This is a genomic window from Psychrobacter sp. AOP7-B1-25, assembly GCF_052376195.1.
Taxonomy (GTDB): domain Bacteria; phylum Pseudomonadota; class Gammaproteobacteria; order Pseudomonadales; family Moraxellaceae; genus Psychrobacter.
The window spans coordinates 312,512-328,615 of sequence record NZ_JBQSVK010000002.1 but is presented as its reverse complement, the minus strand read 5'-3'; the positions used below and the strand labels follow the sequence as shown (position 1 = coordinate 328,615).

12 protein-coding genes are annotated in these 16,104 nt (G+C 41.7%); 9 read left to right on the top strand and 3 right to left on the bottom strand.

What is annotated here, in order from left to right; all coding sequences use genetic code 11:
• Positions 1 to 673: 673 nt before the first annotated feature.
• The 4 genes from thrS to rnr all read left to right on the top strand — a co-directional run bounded on the left by thrS (position 674) and on the right by rnr (position 7,184).
• Positions 674 to 2,608 (top strand): threonine--tRNA ligase, encoded by a 1,935-nt coding sequence (gene thrS / locus ACT3QR_RS04040; RefSeq protein ID WP_444520097.1) that lies wholly within the window; start codon positions 674 to 676, stop codon positions 2,606 to 2,608.
• A 23-nt stretch (positions 2,609 to 2,631) separates the two neighbouring features.
• A complete protein-coding gene (infC, locus tag ACT3QR_RS04035) occupies positions 2,632 to 3,135 on the top strand; it encodes a translation initiation factor IF-3 (protein ID WP_057762155.1) in 504 nt (167 codons plus the stop codon).
• 388 nt (positions 3,136 to 3,523) lie between these two features.
• The gene (locus ACT3QR_RS04030; protein ID WP_444520096.1) at positions 3,524 to 4,768 is read left to right on the top strand and encodes a toxic anion resistance protein; all 1,245 of its coding nucleotides are present in this window, start codon (positions 3,524 to 3,526) and stop codon (positions 4,766 to 4,768) included.
• A gap of 139 nt (positions 4,769 to 4,907) precedes the next feature.
• Positions 4,908 to 7,184, top strand: coding sequence for a ribonuclease R (rnr, locus tag ACT3QR_RS04025; protein ID WP_444520095.1), 2,277 nt, complete (start codon positions 4,908 to 4,910; stop codon positions 7,182 to 7,184).
• A gap of 114 nt (positions 7,185 to 7,298) precedes the next feature.
• Here rnr and ACT3QR_RS04020 read toward each other — a convergent pair whose 3' ends face one another.
• The 3 genes from ACT3QR_RS04020 to hisA all read right to left on the bottom strand — a co-directional run bounded on the left by ACT3QR_RS04020 (position 7,299) and on the right by hisA (position 10,143).
• Positions 7,299 to 7,580 (bottom strand): hypothetical protein, encoded by a 282-nt coding sequence (locus tag ACT3QR_RS04020; RefSeq protein ID WP_444520094.1) that lies wholly within the window; start codon positions 7,578 to 7,580, stop codon positions 7,299 to 7,301.
• Positions 7,581 to 7,661: 81 nt separating this feature from the next.
• Entirely contained in the window at positions 7,662 to 9,326 is a 1,665-nt protein-coding gene (locus ACT3QR_RS04015) for a mechanosensitive ion channel domain-containing protein (RefSeq protein WP_444520093.1), read from the bottom strand.
• A 79-nt stretch (positions 9,327 to 9,405) separates the two neighbouring features.
• Entirely contained in the window at positions 9,406 to 10,143 is a 738-nt protein-coding gene (hisA, locus tag ACT3QR_RS04010; protein WP_444520092.1) for a 1-(5-phosphoribosyl)-5-[(5-phosphoribosylamino)methylideneamino]imidazole-4-carboxamide isomerase, read from the bottom strand.
• A 1,094-nt stretch (positions 10,144 to 11,237) separates the two neighbouring features.
• Between hisA and ACT3QR_RS04005 the strand changes: the two genes are divergently transcribed.
• The 5 genes from ACT3QR_RS04005 to nqrE are packed head-to-tail and all read left to right on the top strand — an operon-like array spanning position 11,238 to position 15,995.
• The gene (locus tag ACT3QR_RS04005; RefSeq protein WP_444520091.1) at positions 11,238 to 12,590 is read left to right on the top strand and encodes a Na(+)-translocating NADH-quinone reductase subunit A; all 1,353 of its coding nucleotides are present in this window, start codon (positions 11,238 to 11,240) and stop codon (positions 12,588 to 12,590) included.
• A gap of 5 nt (positions 12,591 to 12,595) precedes the next feature.
• Positions 12,596 to 13,831 (top strand): NADH:ubiquinone reductase (Na(+)-transporting) subunit B, encoded by a 1,236-nt coding sequence (locus tag ACT3QR_RS04000; protein WP_057762164.1) that lies wholly within the window; start codon positions 12,596 to 12,598, stop codon positions 13,829 to 13,831.
• Positions 13,812 to 14,714, top strand: a complete 903-nt coding sequence (locus tag ACT3QR_RS03995; protein WP_444520090.1) for a Na(+)-translocating NADH-quinone reductase subunit C — start codon at positions 13,812 to 13,814, stop codon at positions 14,712 to 14,714. The genes ACT3QR_RS04000 and ACT3QR_RS03995 overlap by 20 nt, the downstream gene beginning before the upstream one ends.
• A 1-nt stretch (position 14,715) precedes the next feature.
• The gene (locus ACT3QR_RS03990) at positions 14,716 to 15,387 is read left to right on the top strand and encodes an NADH:ubiquinone reductase (Na(+)-transporting) subunit D (protein ID WP_444520089.1); all 672 of its coding nucleotides are present in this window, start codon (positions 14,716 to 14,718) and stop codon (positions 15,385 to 15,387) included.
• On the top strand, positions 15,387 to 15,995 hold the full coding sequence (gene nqrE / locus ACT3QR_RS03985; protein WP_011281361.1) for an NADH:ubiquinone reductase (Na(+)-transporting) subunit E: 609 nt from the start codon (positions 15,387 to 15,389) through the stop codon (positions 15,993 to 15,995). Before ACT3QR_RS03990 ends, nqrE begins: the two co-directional genes overlap by 1 nt.
• Positions 15,996 to 16,104: the final 109 nt, after the last annotated feature.

Below are 16,104 nucleotides of genomic sequence, written 5' to 3'. Positions count from 1 at the left end.
GCTTTTATTAATGTTTTTAGGTTTATTTTAAGAGGTGAATAAATTTATAGTCTTTTCAATGGGTTATGCATTTGTCTTATTTATCTTTTTAAAAACTACCGTGAGATATGTTTTAGTTTACTATCTTTTGATAAGGAAAAGCTTTATTGCATCCTTACAATAGGAGCTTTCCATTATGTAATCTGTAAATACTTTCTCCAATCAAGTTTTCACTTCTACTTTCAATTGTTGATATTCATATAAATAGCACTATATAGAAGCTAAGTTAATTAGGCTTATATGATCTTTTTAACATTACAATTTATATAGTGTCATATTCAAAAATACCTCCATTATGTAATATAGCTTTTGCCTATCACTCACTATTGCTTAGTTCCTTGATGTGTAGTGTTGAGAGATGGTTTTTGCTATAATATGTATTTTACTGCATTACTTATATATGTTGGTTGTTGTATTATTCTTATAGCGAAATACATTTTGCTGTAATGCTATAGATTAACTGGCTTTAAACCCTATATCAGCTCTAGCATACATAGTCATAGTAAGACTCTAGGTAATGCGTCCCTTTCACAACATATCACGATGATTAGATATAATTGATGTGGTCTCACGGTTATATGATTGATGGTTGCAGTCATCACTGCCAACGGACCCAATAATAGGCGAATAGATTATGGTAGCGATTACTTTACCCGATGGTAGTGTAAAAGACTTTGAAGGTCATACAACAGTCATGGAAGTGGCGCAAAGTATTGGGACAGGACTCGCTAAGGCGACAGTTGCTGGACGAGTAAATGGTCATCTAGTAGATGCACATGATCCTATTGTTGCTGATGCCAATGTTGAAATCGTGACGCCAAAAGATGATGACGGTGTTGATATTATTCGTCACTCATGTGCTCACCTATTAGGTCATGCGGTTAAGCAGTTATATCCCGATGTGAAGATGGTCATTGGTCCTGTTATTGATGATGGCTTTTATTACGATATCTTTAGTGAAACACCATTTACGCCTGAGCATATGGAAGCGATCGAAAAGCGCATGATGGCGCTGATCAAGCAGGATTATGACGTTATCAAAAAGATGACGCCGCGTGCCGAGGCGATTGAGATATTTGAGTCACGTAATGAAGACTATAAATTAAAACTTATTAATGATATGCCAGGCGAAGAAGCGTTTGGTTTATACCATCATCAAGAATACGTCGATATGTGCCGTGGCCCACATGTGCCAAATACTCGCTTTTTGAAAGTATTCAAATTGACCAAAATGTCAGGTGCTTACTGGCGCGGTGATGCGAAAAACGAGCAGTTACAGCGTATTTATGGTACTGCGTGGGCGGATAAGAAACAGCTAAAAGCTTATATCCAACGTATTGAAGAAGCAGAAAAACGTGACCATCGTAAAATTGGTAAAGCCTTAAACCTATTTCATATGCAAGAGCAAGCGCCAGGCATGGTGTTCTGGCATGCAAATGGCTGGACGATTTATCAAGTACTTGAGCAGTATATGCGCAAAGTACAATACGATAATGGCTACGAAGAAATTAAGACACCTCAAATCGTCGATCGCAGCTTGTGGGAGCGTTCAGGACATTGGGGTAACTATGCAACCAACATGTTCACGACTTCTAGTGAAAACCGTGATTATGCGGTAAAGCCGATGAACTGTCCTTGTCACGTGCAAGTGTTTAATCAGGGCCTAAAATCTTACCGTGATTTACCATTACGTATGGCTGAGTTTGGCTCTTGTCATCGTAATGAGCCATCAGGTTCATTACATGGTTTGATGCGTGTACGTGGTTTTACGCAAGATGATGCGCATATCTTCTGTACGCAAGCTCAAATTCAACAGGAAGTTGCTGACTTTATCAAGCTAACGCTTGCTGTCTATGAAGACTTTGGTTTTGACAATATCATTATGAAGCTGTCTACTCGTCCTGAAAAACGTGTTGGCAGTGATGAGTCTTGGGATTTTGCAGAAAAAGCCTTGTCAGATGCGCTTGATAGTTCAGGTCTTGATTGGGACTATTTACCAGGTGAAGGTGCATTCTACGGACCAAAGATTGAGTTTAGTCTAAAAGATTCGTTAGGACGCATTTGGCAGTGCGGTACTATTCAGGTTGACCCAAACATGCCTGATCGTCTAGATGCAGAGTTCGTCAATGAGCAAAACGATCGTGAAGTACCTATTATGTTGCACCGTGCAATTTTAGGTTCATTTGAGCGTTTCATCGGTATCTTGATCGAAAACTACGCTGGTTGGATGCCAGTATGGCTAGCACCGCAGCAAGTTGTGGTCATGAATATTACTGATAAACAAGCGGGTGCATGTGAAAACGTGGTTAGTGAGCTTAAAAATGCAGGTTTGCGCGCTATTAGCGACTTGCGTAACGAAAAGATTGGATTTAAGATACGAGAGAAAACATTAGAACGTATTCCCTATATGCTAGTATTAGGGGATAAAGAAGTCGAATCGGGCAGTGTTAATGTCCGAACTCGCGAAGGCGAAAACCTTGGCGTCATGAGTATTTCTGAATTTATTACATTAGTACAGAACGCTGTCAGTAAAAAAGGCCGACAGACCCCAAAAACAGATGAGGAGTAATACCTATTAAACAGTCCAACCGTTTGAACATCAACGAAGATATCAATGTCAAAGAAGTCCGTCTCGTCAAAGAAGATGGCGAGCAAATGGGCGTGGTTGATATCGCAACCGCGATGAAAGCGGCACGTGATGAAAATCTAGATTTGGTTGAATTAGTTCCTGAAGCTAAACCGCCAGTATGTAAGATCATGGATTACAAACATTTCCTTTATGATCAGAAGCAAAAGGCTAAAGAAGCTAAGAAAAACCAAAAGCAGACTCAGCTCAAAGAGATGAAGCTCCGTCCTAGTACTGAAGAGGCCGATTATCAGGTTAAACTGAGAAAAATCGTAAGTTTCTTGGAAGACCAAGACAAAGTCAAAATCAGCATCCGTTTCCGCGGACGTGAAATGGCGCATCAAGATATCGGTCGCAAACAACTTGATCGTATCATTGAAGATACGGCTGATATCTCAAATGTCGAACAGTACCCTAAGATGGAAGGTCGTCAGATGGGTATGCTGCTTGGACCCACTAAGAAAAAGTAATCTGAATTATTGGATTCCTTTGAGTGGTATCTGTTAGTCTATATAGCTGTTTATAACTCTAACCATCAATATGCTGCGGGATATTGATGGTTTTTTATTATTCGGACTCAAAAATAGCTGTAATGAACATAGCTATACTAAACATAATAGCCTAGCATCATTGACTGACGCTATTTTACAAAATCTACCTTCTCAACTTTCTGATTACACGGTAATCTAAAGGTCTATTTTATATTTGCTAATCAGCATTTAATGATAATGAATGACTGTTTTATAAAAGCTGATATGAGCCAAAGACAATTTATAAGTGTATAAAAACAATATCTACCACGGCTGCTAGAGTCGTTAATAACAAACACTTCATTTCTCCGATATCAGAGGATATTTCATGCAAGAATTGACGCCGCCAGAAAACGCCACAACTCCTAGTATCTCGCTAACAGCACCTGAACCTGTGAAAGAAATACAGAAAAGTGAAGCAGATCAGATGGTCAAATTGGATGAAAACCAGATTCCTGAGCTCGATGCCAAGGTTGATGCTTTTGTTGATCATGTACTTACTAATTCTGTGCATAGCGATGAATTTCGTCAAAACGTTCAATCTATCCATAATCTAGGTACCAAAGAGATTCGCGAATCTGCACAAGTATCTAATCGAATGTTAGATTTGCCAGCAAAAAGTCTGAATGACAACCTGTTTGACAACTCCCCCATTGCCAAATCGCTAACAGAGCTTCGTGGTATTGTCGAAGACTTAGATCCAAGTAAAAAAGAGCTAACCAGCTCACGCAAACTATTTGGTCTTATTCCGTTTGGTAACAAAGTGCAAGATTATTTTCGTCAATATGAGTCGGCACAGTCACATATCAATGCGGTTGTTACTAGCCTCTATAATGGTAAAGACGAACTACTCAAAGACAATGCAATGATTGAGCAAGAAAAAGTCAATATGTGGGAGCTGATGCAGTCTATCCGTCAATATGTCTATGTTGGTAAAAAGATTGATGAGCAACTAGAGCAAAAGGTTTACGTGATAGAAGCAACAGATCCAGAAAAGGCTCGCATCATTAAAGAAGAGATGTTGTTTTATGTCCGCCAAAAAAACACGGACTTTTTAACTCAGTTAGCAGTAAATGTACAAGGTTACTTGGCACTAGACACCATTCGCCGTAATAACTTAGAGCTGATTAAAGGTGTGGATCGCGCAACCACGACGACTGTATCTGCACTACGCACAGCTGTTGTTGTTGCCCAAGCAATGACCAATCAAAAACTGGTACTAGATCAAATTACGGCGTTGAATAAAACCACCAGTAGTTTGATTGAATCAACCTCAGCCATGCTCAAGCGTCAGTCAGGTGAAATCCATGAGCAAGCGACCAGCAGTAGCATTGAGCTTGATAAGCTGCAAAATGCATTCAACAATGTCTATGATACTATGGATATGATTAGTAATTATAAAATTGAAGCGCTAGATAACATGAAGCAAACGGTCAATACTTTAACCACGGAAGTAGATAAAGCACAAAAATACTTGGATAAATCAAATCAGACTACAGTCTTGGAAGTCTCAAAAGAGCTGGATAGTAAAAAAATCACTAACCAGTCAAACAATGTCGATATCGATATTTGATTTGTCTCTATAGCGGTCGTTAGTAAACTGACCACTTTTTGCTATCAGATACACATAAGACAATTGACGCAAGATATTGCAACGTCGTTCGTGTTAAGATAGCCACTATTAATAATTTTAAAAATAGATACGGTAATTTATGAGTTGGAATGATCCAAACGCCTCAAGTGAGGCAAAAAGATATGACAATCCTATCCCTAGTCGTGAGCTGATACTTAGCACGATTGCTGAGCATGGTGAAGTCACACATCAACAGTTGGCAAAAGCCTTTAATATTGATGATCCTGATCAGTTTGATGCGTTAGGTAATCGCCTAAAAGCGATGGCGCGTGATGGACAAGTAAACCGAGAAGGTCGTCCTTATCGTTATCGTACGGTGACCAAGCAAGATATCGTTTCAGGTACAGTGTCTGCACATCCAAAAGGTTTTGGATTTGTGGTATTAAGTGATATGCCAGATTTGTTTTTGCATGAAAAACAAATGCGCTGGGTATTCAATGGCGACACGGTAGCAGCTGTCGGCACTTCAACAGACAATCGTGGACGTACCGAAGGCCGCATTGTTGACGTTATTGAGCGTCGTCAAAACAATTTTATTGGTACACTTGCTCGTGATGAAGACGGCTACTGTGTCGAGCTTGGTAGTCCAAATAGTCATCAACCGATTACGGTTACTGATGACAATGTTCAAGCGTTTGATGTCAAACAAGGTGCGCCTGTTAAAGTAGATATTATTGATTGGCCAAACCAGCATGAATTTGCCACTGGCAAAATTACTGAAGTGCTATCTGATGATAATGATCGTGAGTTGATTATTGAAACGACTCTGCTCAACTACGATATTCCATCAGATTTTAGTGAAGCTGCGCTTAAGCAAGCTGATGACTATCAAGAGCCAACTGAAAAAGACATAAAAGGTCGTACAGATTTACGTCATCTACCACTTGTCACCATCGACGGTGAAGATGCACGTGACTTTGATGATGCTGTATTTGCTGAAAAACGTTCAGGCGGTAATTATCGGGTGGTCGTTGCGATTGCAGACGTTAGTCATTACGTGACACCGAACTCACCACTTGACCAAGATGCTTATGAGCGAGGTACATCTGTGTACTTCCCGCATCGCGTGATTCCAATGTTGCCTGAGGTACTATCTAATGGTCTATGTTCACTGAACCCAGACCTAGATCGCTTGTGTATGGTTGCTGATATCAAAATATCGCGTGCAGGTAAAGTGACCGGCTATGAGTTCTATCCATCAGTGATACACTCGCAAGCACGCTTGACCTATAATCAAGTGAACGATTATTTCGTTAATCCAACTGATAAACGCTTGCCTAAGTCGTTGACGGGTAATAAAGACGTTAAAAAATCTATCAATACGCTACATCAATTGTATGAGTTATTGCTCAAGAAACGTGAAGAACGTCATGCAATGGAATTTGAAACGGTTGAAACGTATATCAAGTTCAATGAGAAAGGCGGAATTGAAGCGATTTTGCCGCGTACTCGTGGGGACTCTCAAAAGCTTATCGAAGAGTGTATGCTCCTTGCTAACACTTGTGCCGCAAACTTCGCACTTAAACATGAGCTACCAGTTTTATATCGTAACCATGATAAGCCTGATGGTGAGAAGTCAATGCGTATTCATGAATATGCAAAAAACTTTGGCTTACCATTCCCAGAAGAGAATCCGACTCAAGCAGATTATCAGCGGATTATCGAAGCGACCAAAGACAGACCAGATGCGATCAGTATTCATAGCATGCTACTTCGTTCGATGATGCAAGCAAATTATGCACCTGACAATATTGGTCACTTTGGTCTGGCCTATGACGAATATAGCCACTTTACTTCACCTATTCGCCGTTACCCAGATCTCATGCTGCATCGCGGTATTAAAGCCCAAGTAACGAATAGTAAGCAGCCTGTCATGGACTTCTCGCTTGAAGGTGCTGGTACGCAAACGTCAGATACAGAACGCCGTGCAGAAAAAGCGTCACGCTTTGTAGAGTCTTGGCTCAAGTGTCACTATATGAAAGACCACGTCGGTGAAGAGTTCGAAGGTGTGGTAACGACAGTTACTAGCTTTGGTCTATTTGTGACGCTAACTGACTTATATATCGATGGTTTGGTCCATATCTCAAACGTTGGCGATGATTTCTTTGTCTATGATGAACAGCAACAGCAGCTCATCGGTAAGGATAAAGGTACACTATTCGGACTTGGCGATTCTGTGAAAGTACAAGTCGCTGGGGTTAACATGGACCTGTTACAGATTGATTTTGATCTAAAAGAAAAACTGCAGTCTAGCGCTATGAACCAGACCAAAAAACAGCCTACTAAAAAAGAGCAGCCTAAAAAAAGCCCTGCGAAAAGAAGTAGTAATCGCAGAGGGTCTAGTAAAAAAAGTTAAGCGTAGACTGATATCAAAATACTAATATTGCAATACGAAAAAAGGCTAACGTGATCGTTAGCCTTTTTTTTGCTTTGTATTTTTCAATTATCAATGATATAGCTACTATTGGACCTATTGTGCATCGTCTAATTGAGCGACACGCTCTTGCTCAGCTTGTTGTGCTTGGTCAATTTTGCTAGTAGCACTATCTACGATTGCTTTTGGCTGTTGACTAAGTGGCTGGCTAGTAATAGCTGTCTCAGAGGTAACTACTGTAGCTTCAATCTGTTCAGCGGCTACGCTACTGGCTGCAACCTCTCTGTTTTGTTCGCGACTATTACCGTTAATAATATTGAAGCCGAGCAACGCTACGATACCAATTACTGCAAAAATAATAACGTGTTTCATTTCCATAAAAAGTCCCTTATTTGAATAACCACCAAATATAGACTTTGTTGCACTTTTTATGCCTAAACTTTATTTAACGTCTAATACCTATTCTTGCGGGCTATTATTATTCAATAAATCAGTCTCATCTGAGCTTTGAGCAATTTCTTGTTCAACCTTTTCCATCAGCTTGTCATCAGGACGAGCATCGAGTACATCATCAGCATTGTGACCTTGTAAAATAGTCTTAGCTCGAGCCTTTGCCTGCTTTTTATCTTGGTCATCCAACTGATTATCATTATTCTGATTGTTTTCAGCAGACTCAGGCATAGTCGGGGTAACGGTTAGATCAGATCGAGTGTTATCTGCACTACCTCGTATGTGTTCAAAAGCTTTCTCTAACTTATTGTTAAAGCGCAGACGATAGATCGGTTCAGGTAAGCTAAAGCCTTCATTTTCTAGTGCATGTTTGGTTTCACGAATAGCGATACTGCGTGCTTTAGCAAAGTCGGTTTCTGATTGATCTACCCAAATCTGAAACTCCAAAACAATATTAGAATCACCCACATTGGTAATGACAGCAATTGCCTTAGGCTCATCTAAAACAAACGTTAGCGTATGTATCGCATCTAATCCTACTTTAATCGCTGCTAATGGATCATCATTGGCATCAACGCCCAATTCAAAAGTAAATCGCCGTTCAGGGTTTTTGGTGTAGTTTAGAATTGTACCTTTAAAAACTTCGGAGTTAGGAATACGTAATTGATTACCATCTAATGTCATCAGTATCGTCGCACGCGAGGTCAAACGAACCACAATGCCCTCCTGCTCATTAATCACAATATGATCGCGGGCACGAAAAGGTTGGCGAATACTCATCATTAATGAGGCAATATAATTTTCGATCGTATCTTTGACTGCGAAACCAACCGCAATACCAATGACACCCGCCCCACCAAGCAACGTACCCAAAATAGTCTCTGCACCGATCAGGCTTAGTCCTAGAATTAGACCAAAGATAATAAAAATGACTTTGACCGTTTGTGATAATAGCTCAGCGACAAATGGATTGGGCGTCAGACGTTGCCACATTTTTTTGCGATTAGATAACCAACTGCCAAACCATGCGACCAAAGCAAATATGACCACACCAACCAATAGTAGCGGTAGCGCCTTCACAAGATTGGTCACTTGGGCTTTTAGACCTTGATAGACCGTTGAGACATTCTCTTGAACATCTAGCGTGCGGTTAATTCTGTCCTCTACAGTGACGACATCTGTTATACGGTTGGTTAAATTAATTGCTTGCTGTGCTTTTTTTTCGTTAGCCGTCTCTCCCGTTAGGGTAACGACCCCTTGGGTGACACTAATATTGACAGCTTGTAGGCCTTCGATTTCAGAGAAGATACTGCTAATACGTTGACGGATATCGTTATCTTTTTGCGGTGTGGGTGTAGTTTCGATTTGAGCATTATTCGTACTTTCACCACTGATTACTGGAGGCGGAGCAGGCGTTGGCAATGAGCTGTCAGGTTCTGTAATCTCCCCTGTTAATATCTCATTTTCTGATGTAGCAGAATTATCATTAGATACACTTTCCTCTGTTGTGTCTATACCTTCAGTCGTCTCTACGCCTAACGCCGCTGCAATACCAGAAGTTTCTTCATCGGCAGCATGCGCTGAAAAGGCAAAAAGGATACTTAGTAGCAACACCATTTGACCCCACGCTTTTATAGAACTGCGTACTATTGGACGGTCAATGTAAGTGGCCATAAGCATCCTTTATTTTTTAAAATTCTTTCTCGCTTATCTTGTTACTGATAATTAGCTGTCTGACTTTGACTATCTACCTTTAATTATCTAAGTAAAGCTGCGCTTCGCTCAAGTTCAGCGTACCTTCATAGATAGCACGGCCAGTGATGATACCTTCAATACAGTCACCATATGGCTTCAACAGCTCAATGTCTTTTATATCGGTAACACCACCTGATGCAATCACGGGTAAACCACCTTCACGCGCCAAGTTAACAGTTTGTTCAACGTTAACGCCTTGCATCATGCCATCACGGGCGATATCCGTATAAACAATTGATGACACGCCTACATCGGCAAAACGCTTGGCAAGCTCGGTCGCTTTGGTATCTGTCACGTTTGCCCAGCCATGAGTGGCTACCATACCGTCTTTGGCATCGATACCAACGATGATATGCCCTGCAAATTCGCGGCAAGCCTCGGCGACAAAATCAGGATCTTCGACGGCTTTTGTACCGATAATGATATATGTCAAACCTGCAGTAATATACTGCTCGATAGTGTTCATGTTACGTACACCGCCACCTAGCTGAATTGGCAAGTTTGGATAGGCTTTAGTGATGTCATTGACCACTTGTCTATGTACTGGCACGCCATCAAAAGCACCATTCAAATCGACCAAATGTAAACGACGCGCGCCTTCATCTACCCAACGCGCTGCCATGGCAACTGGATCATCAGAGAACACCGTATCATCTTCCATACGGCCTTGTTTTAAACGTACACACTTGCCATCTTTTAAATCAATAGCCGGGATAATGACAGGCACAGCACACATATAGCATTCCTTATAAAGCACAAGATTGGCAATAAAGTTAGTAAATTAAAATTTTGAGAATGAAACGTCATCGAAGAATCAAATAACGAGAGAATACGCTGCTTGAAAGTAGCATAAATCATAGACAGATCGAAAACCAAGACATTGACAGGTTAGCAATCTGTTTGAATACAAATAAAAAAAACAGAAACTAGAAAATCATAACCATAAGTTTTAGTACATAGAATTACTACCAACAATCGTTAAATTGTATTACTGACTGGCAATTTTAGGTCAATTTAGCGTATAATCCTAGGTAAATTTTTATTTGTTTCTATGTGATAGTAACCATGTGTTACGCTTTTTGTTGAGTTGTTACGACTCACTAATACAACATGGTGATCAGGATGGATCGAGCAATCGCTCAATAGACCAGTAAAATATTGGCTAAGAAATTGCTAAAAAGGGCTATCTGAAAAATCTCAACCAATAGTCTCTAAACCATCGATTCTGCGGTATTTAACCCCAATTAGATGTCTTGCAAGTCCCTATCACTAGCTAACTATATTAAAACCGTTACGATTAAAACTATAGCAGCTTGTAATAAGTGATGTTTGCTTATCAATTGCTTAGCTAGTTTGTCTCTTAATCAGTATATCATCTACCTTAATAGATCGTTATTTGACCACACTCTTATTGTATTGAATACCTTCAAACGGTATTAGTGAACGAGAGACGGTCAAACATACTGGTGTTACAAGTTTTAAATTTCAATGAAACGTGTGATAAAGCCATTTTACTCAAACCAATCTCTTTTAGCTATGCGCTGTAGCGATTGTTTTCGACGAAACGGTTTTAGCATACACCTTGGTAGCCAGTCGCCACTTTGGTAATTCGAATAAGACGTTAACGTGTTGTTAAGGAGTCTAAGGTCAGCGTTAATACTCTTACTAGTAGTTATGATCATGTATTGTCTTCACAGAGCTTTCATCCCTATTTTGCTATAAAGGAAATAGTCGATTGAAGGCTCTATTGAGTGATACAAATGTTCATGCTATCGATATACCAAACAGGACGTCTGGTATCGTTTTAGACTATGGACTAAGTTTTCGCTTATGATTACCATCAAAAAAGGTTTGGATTTGCCCATCACTGGTGAACCCTCCCGCGAGATATCTGAGCACCAACCGACACATGTAGCACTTGTTGGCTATGATTATGTGGGTATGAAGCCCACTATGAATGTCAAAGAAGGTGACATTGTAGCCAAAGGTCAGCCCGTTTTTGAAGACAAAAAACGTGTTGGCGTGATCTACACTGCCCCTGCTGCCGGTAAGGTCGTCGCTGTTAAACGTGGCGAACGTCGAGTGTTTGAGAGTCTTGTGATTGCGGTCGACCCAAATGGTGAAGAAGTAGACTTTGAGCGCTATGACTCACAGCAGCTTGCTGACCTAGACTCTGAAGTCGTTGAAACCCAACTGATTGCCTCTGGTGAATGGACAGCGTTCCGTACGCGTCCTTATAGCCGCGCACCTGAAATCGGCACTCGTCCACATGCCATCTTTGTCACAGCGATGGATACCAATCCACTCGCCGCTGACCCGATGCTTGTGATCAATGAGCAGCTACAAGCGTTCAATGATGGACTTGCTGTATTATCTACGCTTAGTCCAAAGACCTTTGTATGCCATCATGGCGATACCCAATTGACGCCAGTTGCAAAAACTGCAGCTAGTAATGTCACTGAGTATCATGGTTTTGCTGGTAAGCATCCAGCTGGTCTTGCTGGTACGCACATTCATTTCTTGCATCCTATCAGCCGCGGTGTAACCGTATGGACGATTGGCTATCAAGACGTGATTGCAATCGGTAAATTGTTTACGACAGGCCGTCTATATACGCGCCGCATGGTGAGCTTAGCAGGACCTGCTGTTACTAACCCGCATTTGGTTATGACTGAACGTGGTGCTGATATTACTGCTTTAACCAAAGGTAAGTTGGCTGCTGGCGAGAACCGTATCATTTCAGGTTCAGTACTGTCTGGTCGCAAAGTGTTTGAAAACATCGCATATATTGGTCGTTTTCACAATCAGATTAGCGTATTGACTGAAGGCCGTGAGCGTCCCGCTTTCCACTTCTTTTCTCCAGGTAAAAACCGCTTCTCAAAACTGCCTATCTACATCTCGCAGTTTTTTGGTGGCAAAAAATACAACTTTACCACCACAAGTAACGGCTCACCACGAGCCATGGTACCAATCGGTGTCTATGAAGAAGTCATGCCACAAGATTATCTACCAACTCAATTACTACGTGCATTGATTGTTGAAGACATTATTAGCGCAGTAGATTTGGGTGTGCTTGAACTGGACGAAGAAGATTTGGCACTATGCACCTTTGTATCTCCTGGCAAATATGAATTCGGTGATATTTTGCGTGATAACTTAACGCGCATTGAGCTGGAGGGCTAACCACGATGAAATTTTTACACAATATGTTCGATCGTATGGAGCCATCTTTCACCAAAGGCGGCAAACACGAAAAGTACTACGCTATTTTTGAGATGTTTGATACGTTCTTACGTCAACCAAGCTCAACTACCTATGCGTCATCGCATGTACGTGACGGCATTGACTTAAAACGTATTATGATTACCGTATGGCTATGTACCTTCCCAGCGATGTTTTGGGGTATGTACAACATCGGTCACCAAGCACTAACCGCTATCGCTCAGCTTGGCTTACAGCCTGAAGGCTGGCGCACTGTTATCACCAGCATGGCAGGTTATAACCCAGACAGTATCTGGGCAAGCTTTGTCTATGGTGCGATGCAGTTTTTACCTATTTATATCGTGACGTTTGCAGTAGGTATTCTCTGTGAGATTATCTTTGCTGTTGTCCGCGGACACGAAGTCAACGAAGGTTTCTTTGTGACGTCGGTGCTATTTGCATTATGTCTACCACCTGATATTCCTTTATGGCAAGTTGCCCTAGGTATTATCTTCGGTGTAGTCGTTGCAAAAGAAGTGTTTGGTGGTACTGGTAAAAACTTCCTTAACCCTGCCCTATCGGGTCGTGCATTCTTATACTTTGCTTATCCAGCCTATATGTCTGGTGACTCAGTATGGACGGCAGTAGACGGCTTCTCAGGCGCGACACCGCTTGGCCTTGCAGCTCTTGGTGTAGTTCCTCAGGACTTCGTTGATGTCTATGGTAATGCGATCACTTGGAGTGATGCATTCTTAGGTAACATGCAAGGTAGTATCGGTGAAGTATCGACACTCGCTATCCTTATGGGGGCGGCAGTGTTGCTATGGACGCGTATTGCTTCTTGGCGCATTATGGCAGGTTGTGTGGTCGGTCTGATTGCTACCTCTCTTGTGTTCAACATGATTGGCTCTGAAGACAACATGATGATGAGCTTGCCGTTCTACTGGCATTTAGTTATCGGTGGCTTCGCTTTCGGTGCTGTATTTATGGCAACTGACCCAGTATCAGCTGCACATACAAACAAAGGTCGCTGGGCTTACGGTATCCTAATTGGTTTTATGACTGTATTGATTCGCGTCATCAACCCTGCTTTCCCAGAAGGCATCATGCTGGCCATTCTATTCGCCAACTTATTTGCTCCATTGTTTGATTACTTTGTGACTCAAGCAAATATCAAACGCCAAACCGCTCGGAGGGTTCGCTATGTCCAAGCCCAAAAGTAATAACGCGAAAACCATCAGTGTGGCTTTGACGCTATGCTTGGTGTGTTCAGTATTGGTCTCAGCAGTGGCTGTTGGTCTAAAGCCTGCACAAATTGAAAACGCACGTCTAGACCGTAACAAGAATATCTTAGTTGCTGCTGATCTATACGATGCTGAATCTGATACTGCAGATGATGTCGCTGAAAGATTCAAAGATTTTGATGTAGAAATTATTGACTTAAACGAAGGTAGTTATGTCGATGATGCGACACTAGCAGATGCAGGTATTCCTGATCGTAATGCTTATGACGCCAGTCAAGCGACAAAAAACCAAGCTTTAAGTGAAGACTTGGGTGATAACGACCCTGCCGGTATTGGTCGTAAGCCAAAATATGCCAAAGTCTATGTCAAAAACGATGACGCAGGTCAGCCAGAAACAGTTGTACTACCAATTCAAGGCTACGGTCTATGGGGTACTATCTATGGCTTCTTAACGCTTGAAAGTGATATGAATACCATCAAAGGTATCAGTTTCTACGAGCATAAAGAAACTCCGGGTCTTGGTGCTCGCATCGAAGAGCCAGAATGGCGTGCAAAGTGGAGCGGTATCGAGTCTTATGACGAGAATGGTAACGTTGCCACTGGTGTAACCAAAGCTGGTAACCCAAAAGAGAACTGGGTTGATGGCATCAGCGGTGCAACATTGACTAGCCGCGGCGTTAGCAACATGATTCAATTTTGGTTAGGCGAGCAAGGTTATAAGCCTTATTTAGACACGCTACGTGAAAAGAGTGGCCAAACGGTTGAAGATGCAGAGACACAAGCAAATCAACCAAAGCCGGCAGCTCAACCTGAAACCGAATTGGCAGCCAAGCTACCAGTAGCAAACGGCAAGGAGGCATAACATGGCTGACACTAAAAGCATTTTAACTACGCCTATCTTTGATAATAACCCTATTGCCCTACAGATCCTTGGTATCTGTTCGGCATTGGCTGTCACCACCAGCATGGCTAACGCTATGGTCATGTGTGTGGCATTGACCTTGGTAACGGCATTTTCAAGCTTCTTTATTTCGATCATCCGTAAACAGATTCCATCAAGCATTCGTATCATCGTACAGATGACGATTATTGCTTCGTTGGTTATCTTGGTTGATCAGGTACTAAAAGCAGTTGCTTATGACGTCAGTAAAGGTCTATCTGTCTTCGTTGGTCTGATCATTACTAACTGTATCGTTATGGGCCGTGCTGAGGCATTTGCTATGAGCAACCCACCAATCCCAAGCTTTTTAGATGGTATTGGTAACGGCCTTGGTTACTCAGCAGTATTGCTATTCGTTGCAACTATCCGTGAGCTATTGGGTGCTGGTACTTGGTTCGGTATGACTATTTTGCAGCCAGTCACTGATGGCGGTTGGTACATACCAAACGGTCTATTACTGTTACCACCTTCAGCGTTCTTTATCATTGGTTTGTTCATCGCTATCGTCCGTATCTGGAAGCCAGAACAAGTTGAAGAAGCTGAGTTTGTAATGAAGCCGCAGTCTAAAGGCATGGCACATGGAGGCGGTCACTAATGGGACATTATGTTAGTTTATTTATAACCTCAGTCTTTATTGAGAACATGGCGCTTGCCTACTTCTTAGGCATGTGTACTTTTTTGGCCGTATCCAAAAAAGTCTCTACAGCGATTGGTCTAGGTGTTGCGGTTGTTGTCGTGATGGCAATTACCGTTCCACTAAACAACTTACTATTCCAGTTCATTCTAAAAGATGGTGCGCTGGCATGGGCAGGTTTCCCTGATATCGACTTGAGCTTCTTAGGATTGCTAAGTTATATCGGTTTGATTGCAGCCACCGTACAGATCCTAGAAATGTTCTTGGACAAGTTTGTACCGAGTCTATATAACGCACTTGGGGTATTCTTACCACTAATCACCGTAAACTGTGCCATCTTGGGTGGTGTACTATTTATGGTCGAGCGTGATTATAACTTTGGTGAATCTGTTGTCTATGGTGTGGGTGCAGGCTTCGGTTGGGCACTTGCTATTACAGCATTGGCGGGTATCCGTGAAAAGCTAAAATACTCAGACATTCCAGCACCGCTGCGTGGTCTTGGTATTACTTTTATCACGGTTGGTCTTATGTCGCTCGGCTTTATGTCGTTCGGTGGTATGTCCATCTAAACCGCTAAGCTCAAAGCTTTCATTAGCTATTTGACTTATTTAATTCATTTATTCGGTAGAGGTTTGGGTACAGCATAGATTATGCCCCCACACCCCTACCCCATAGATT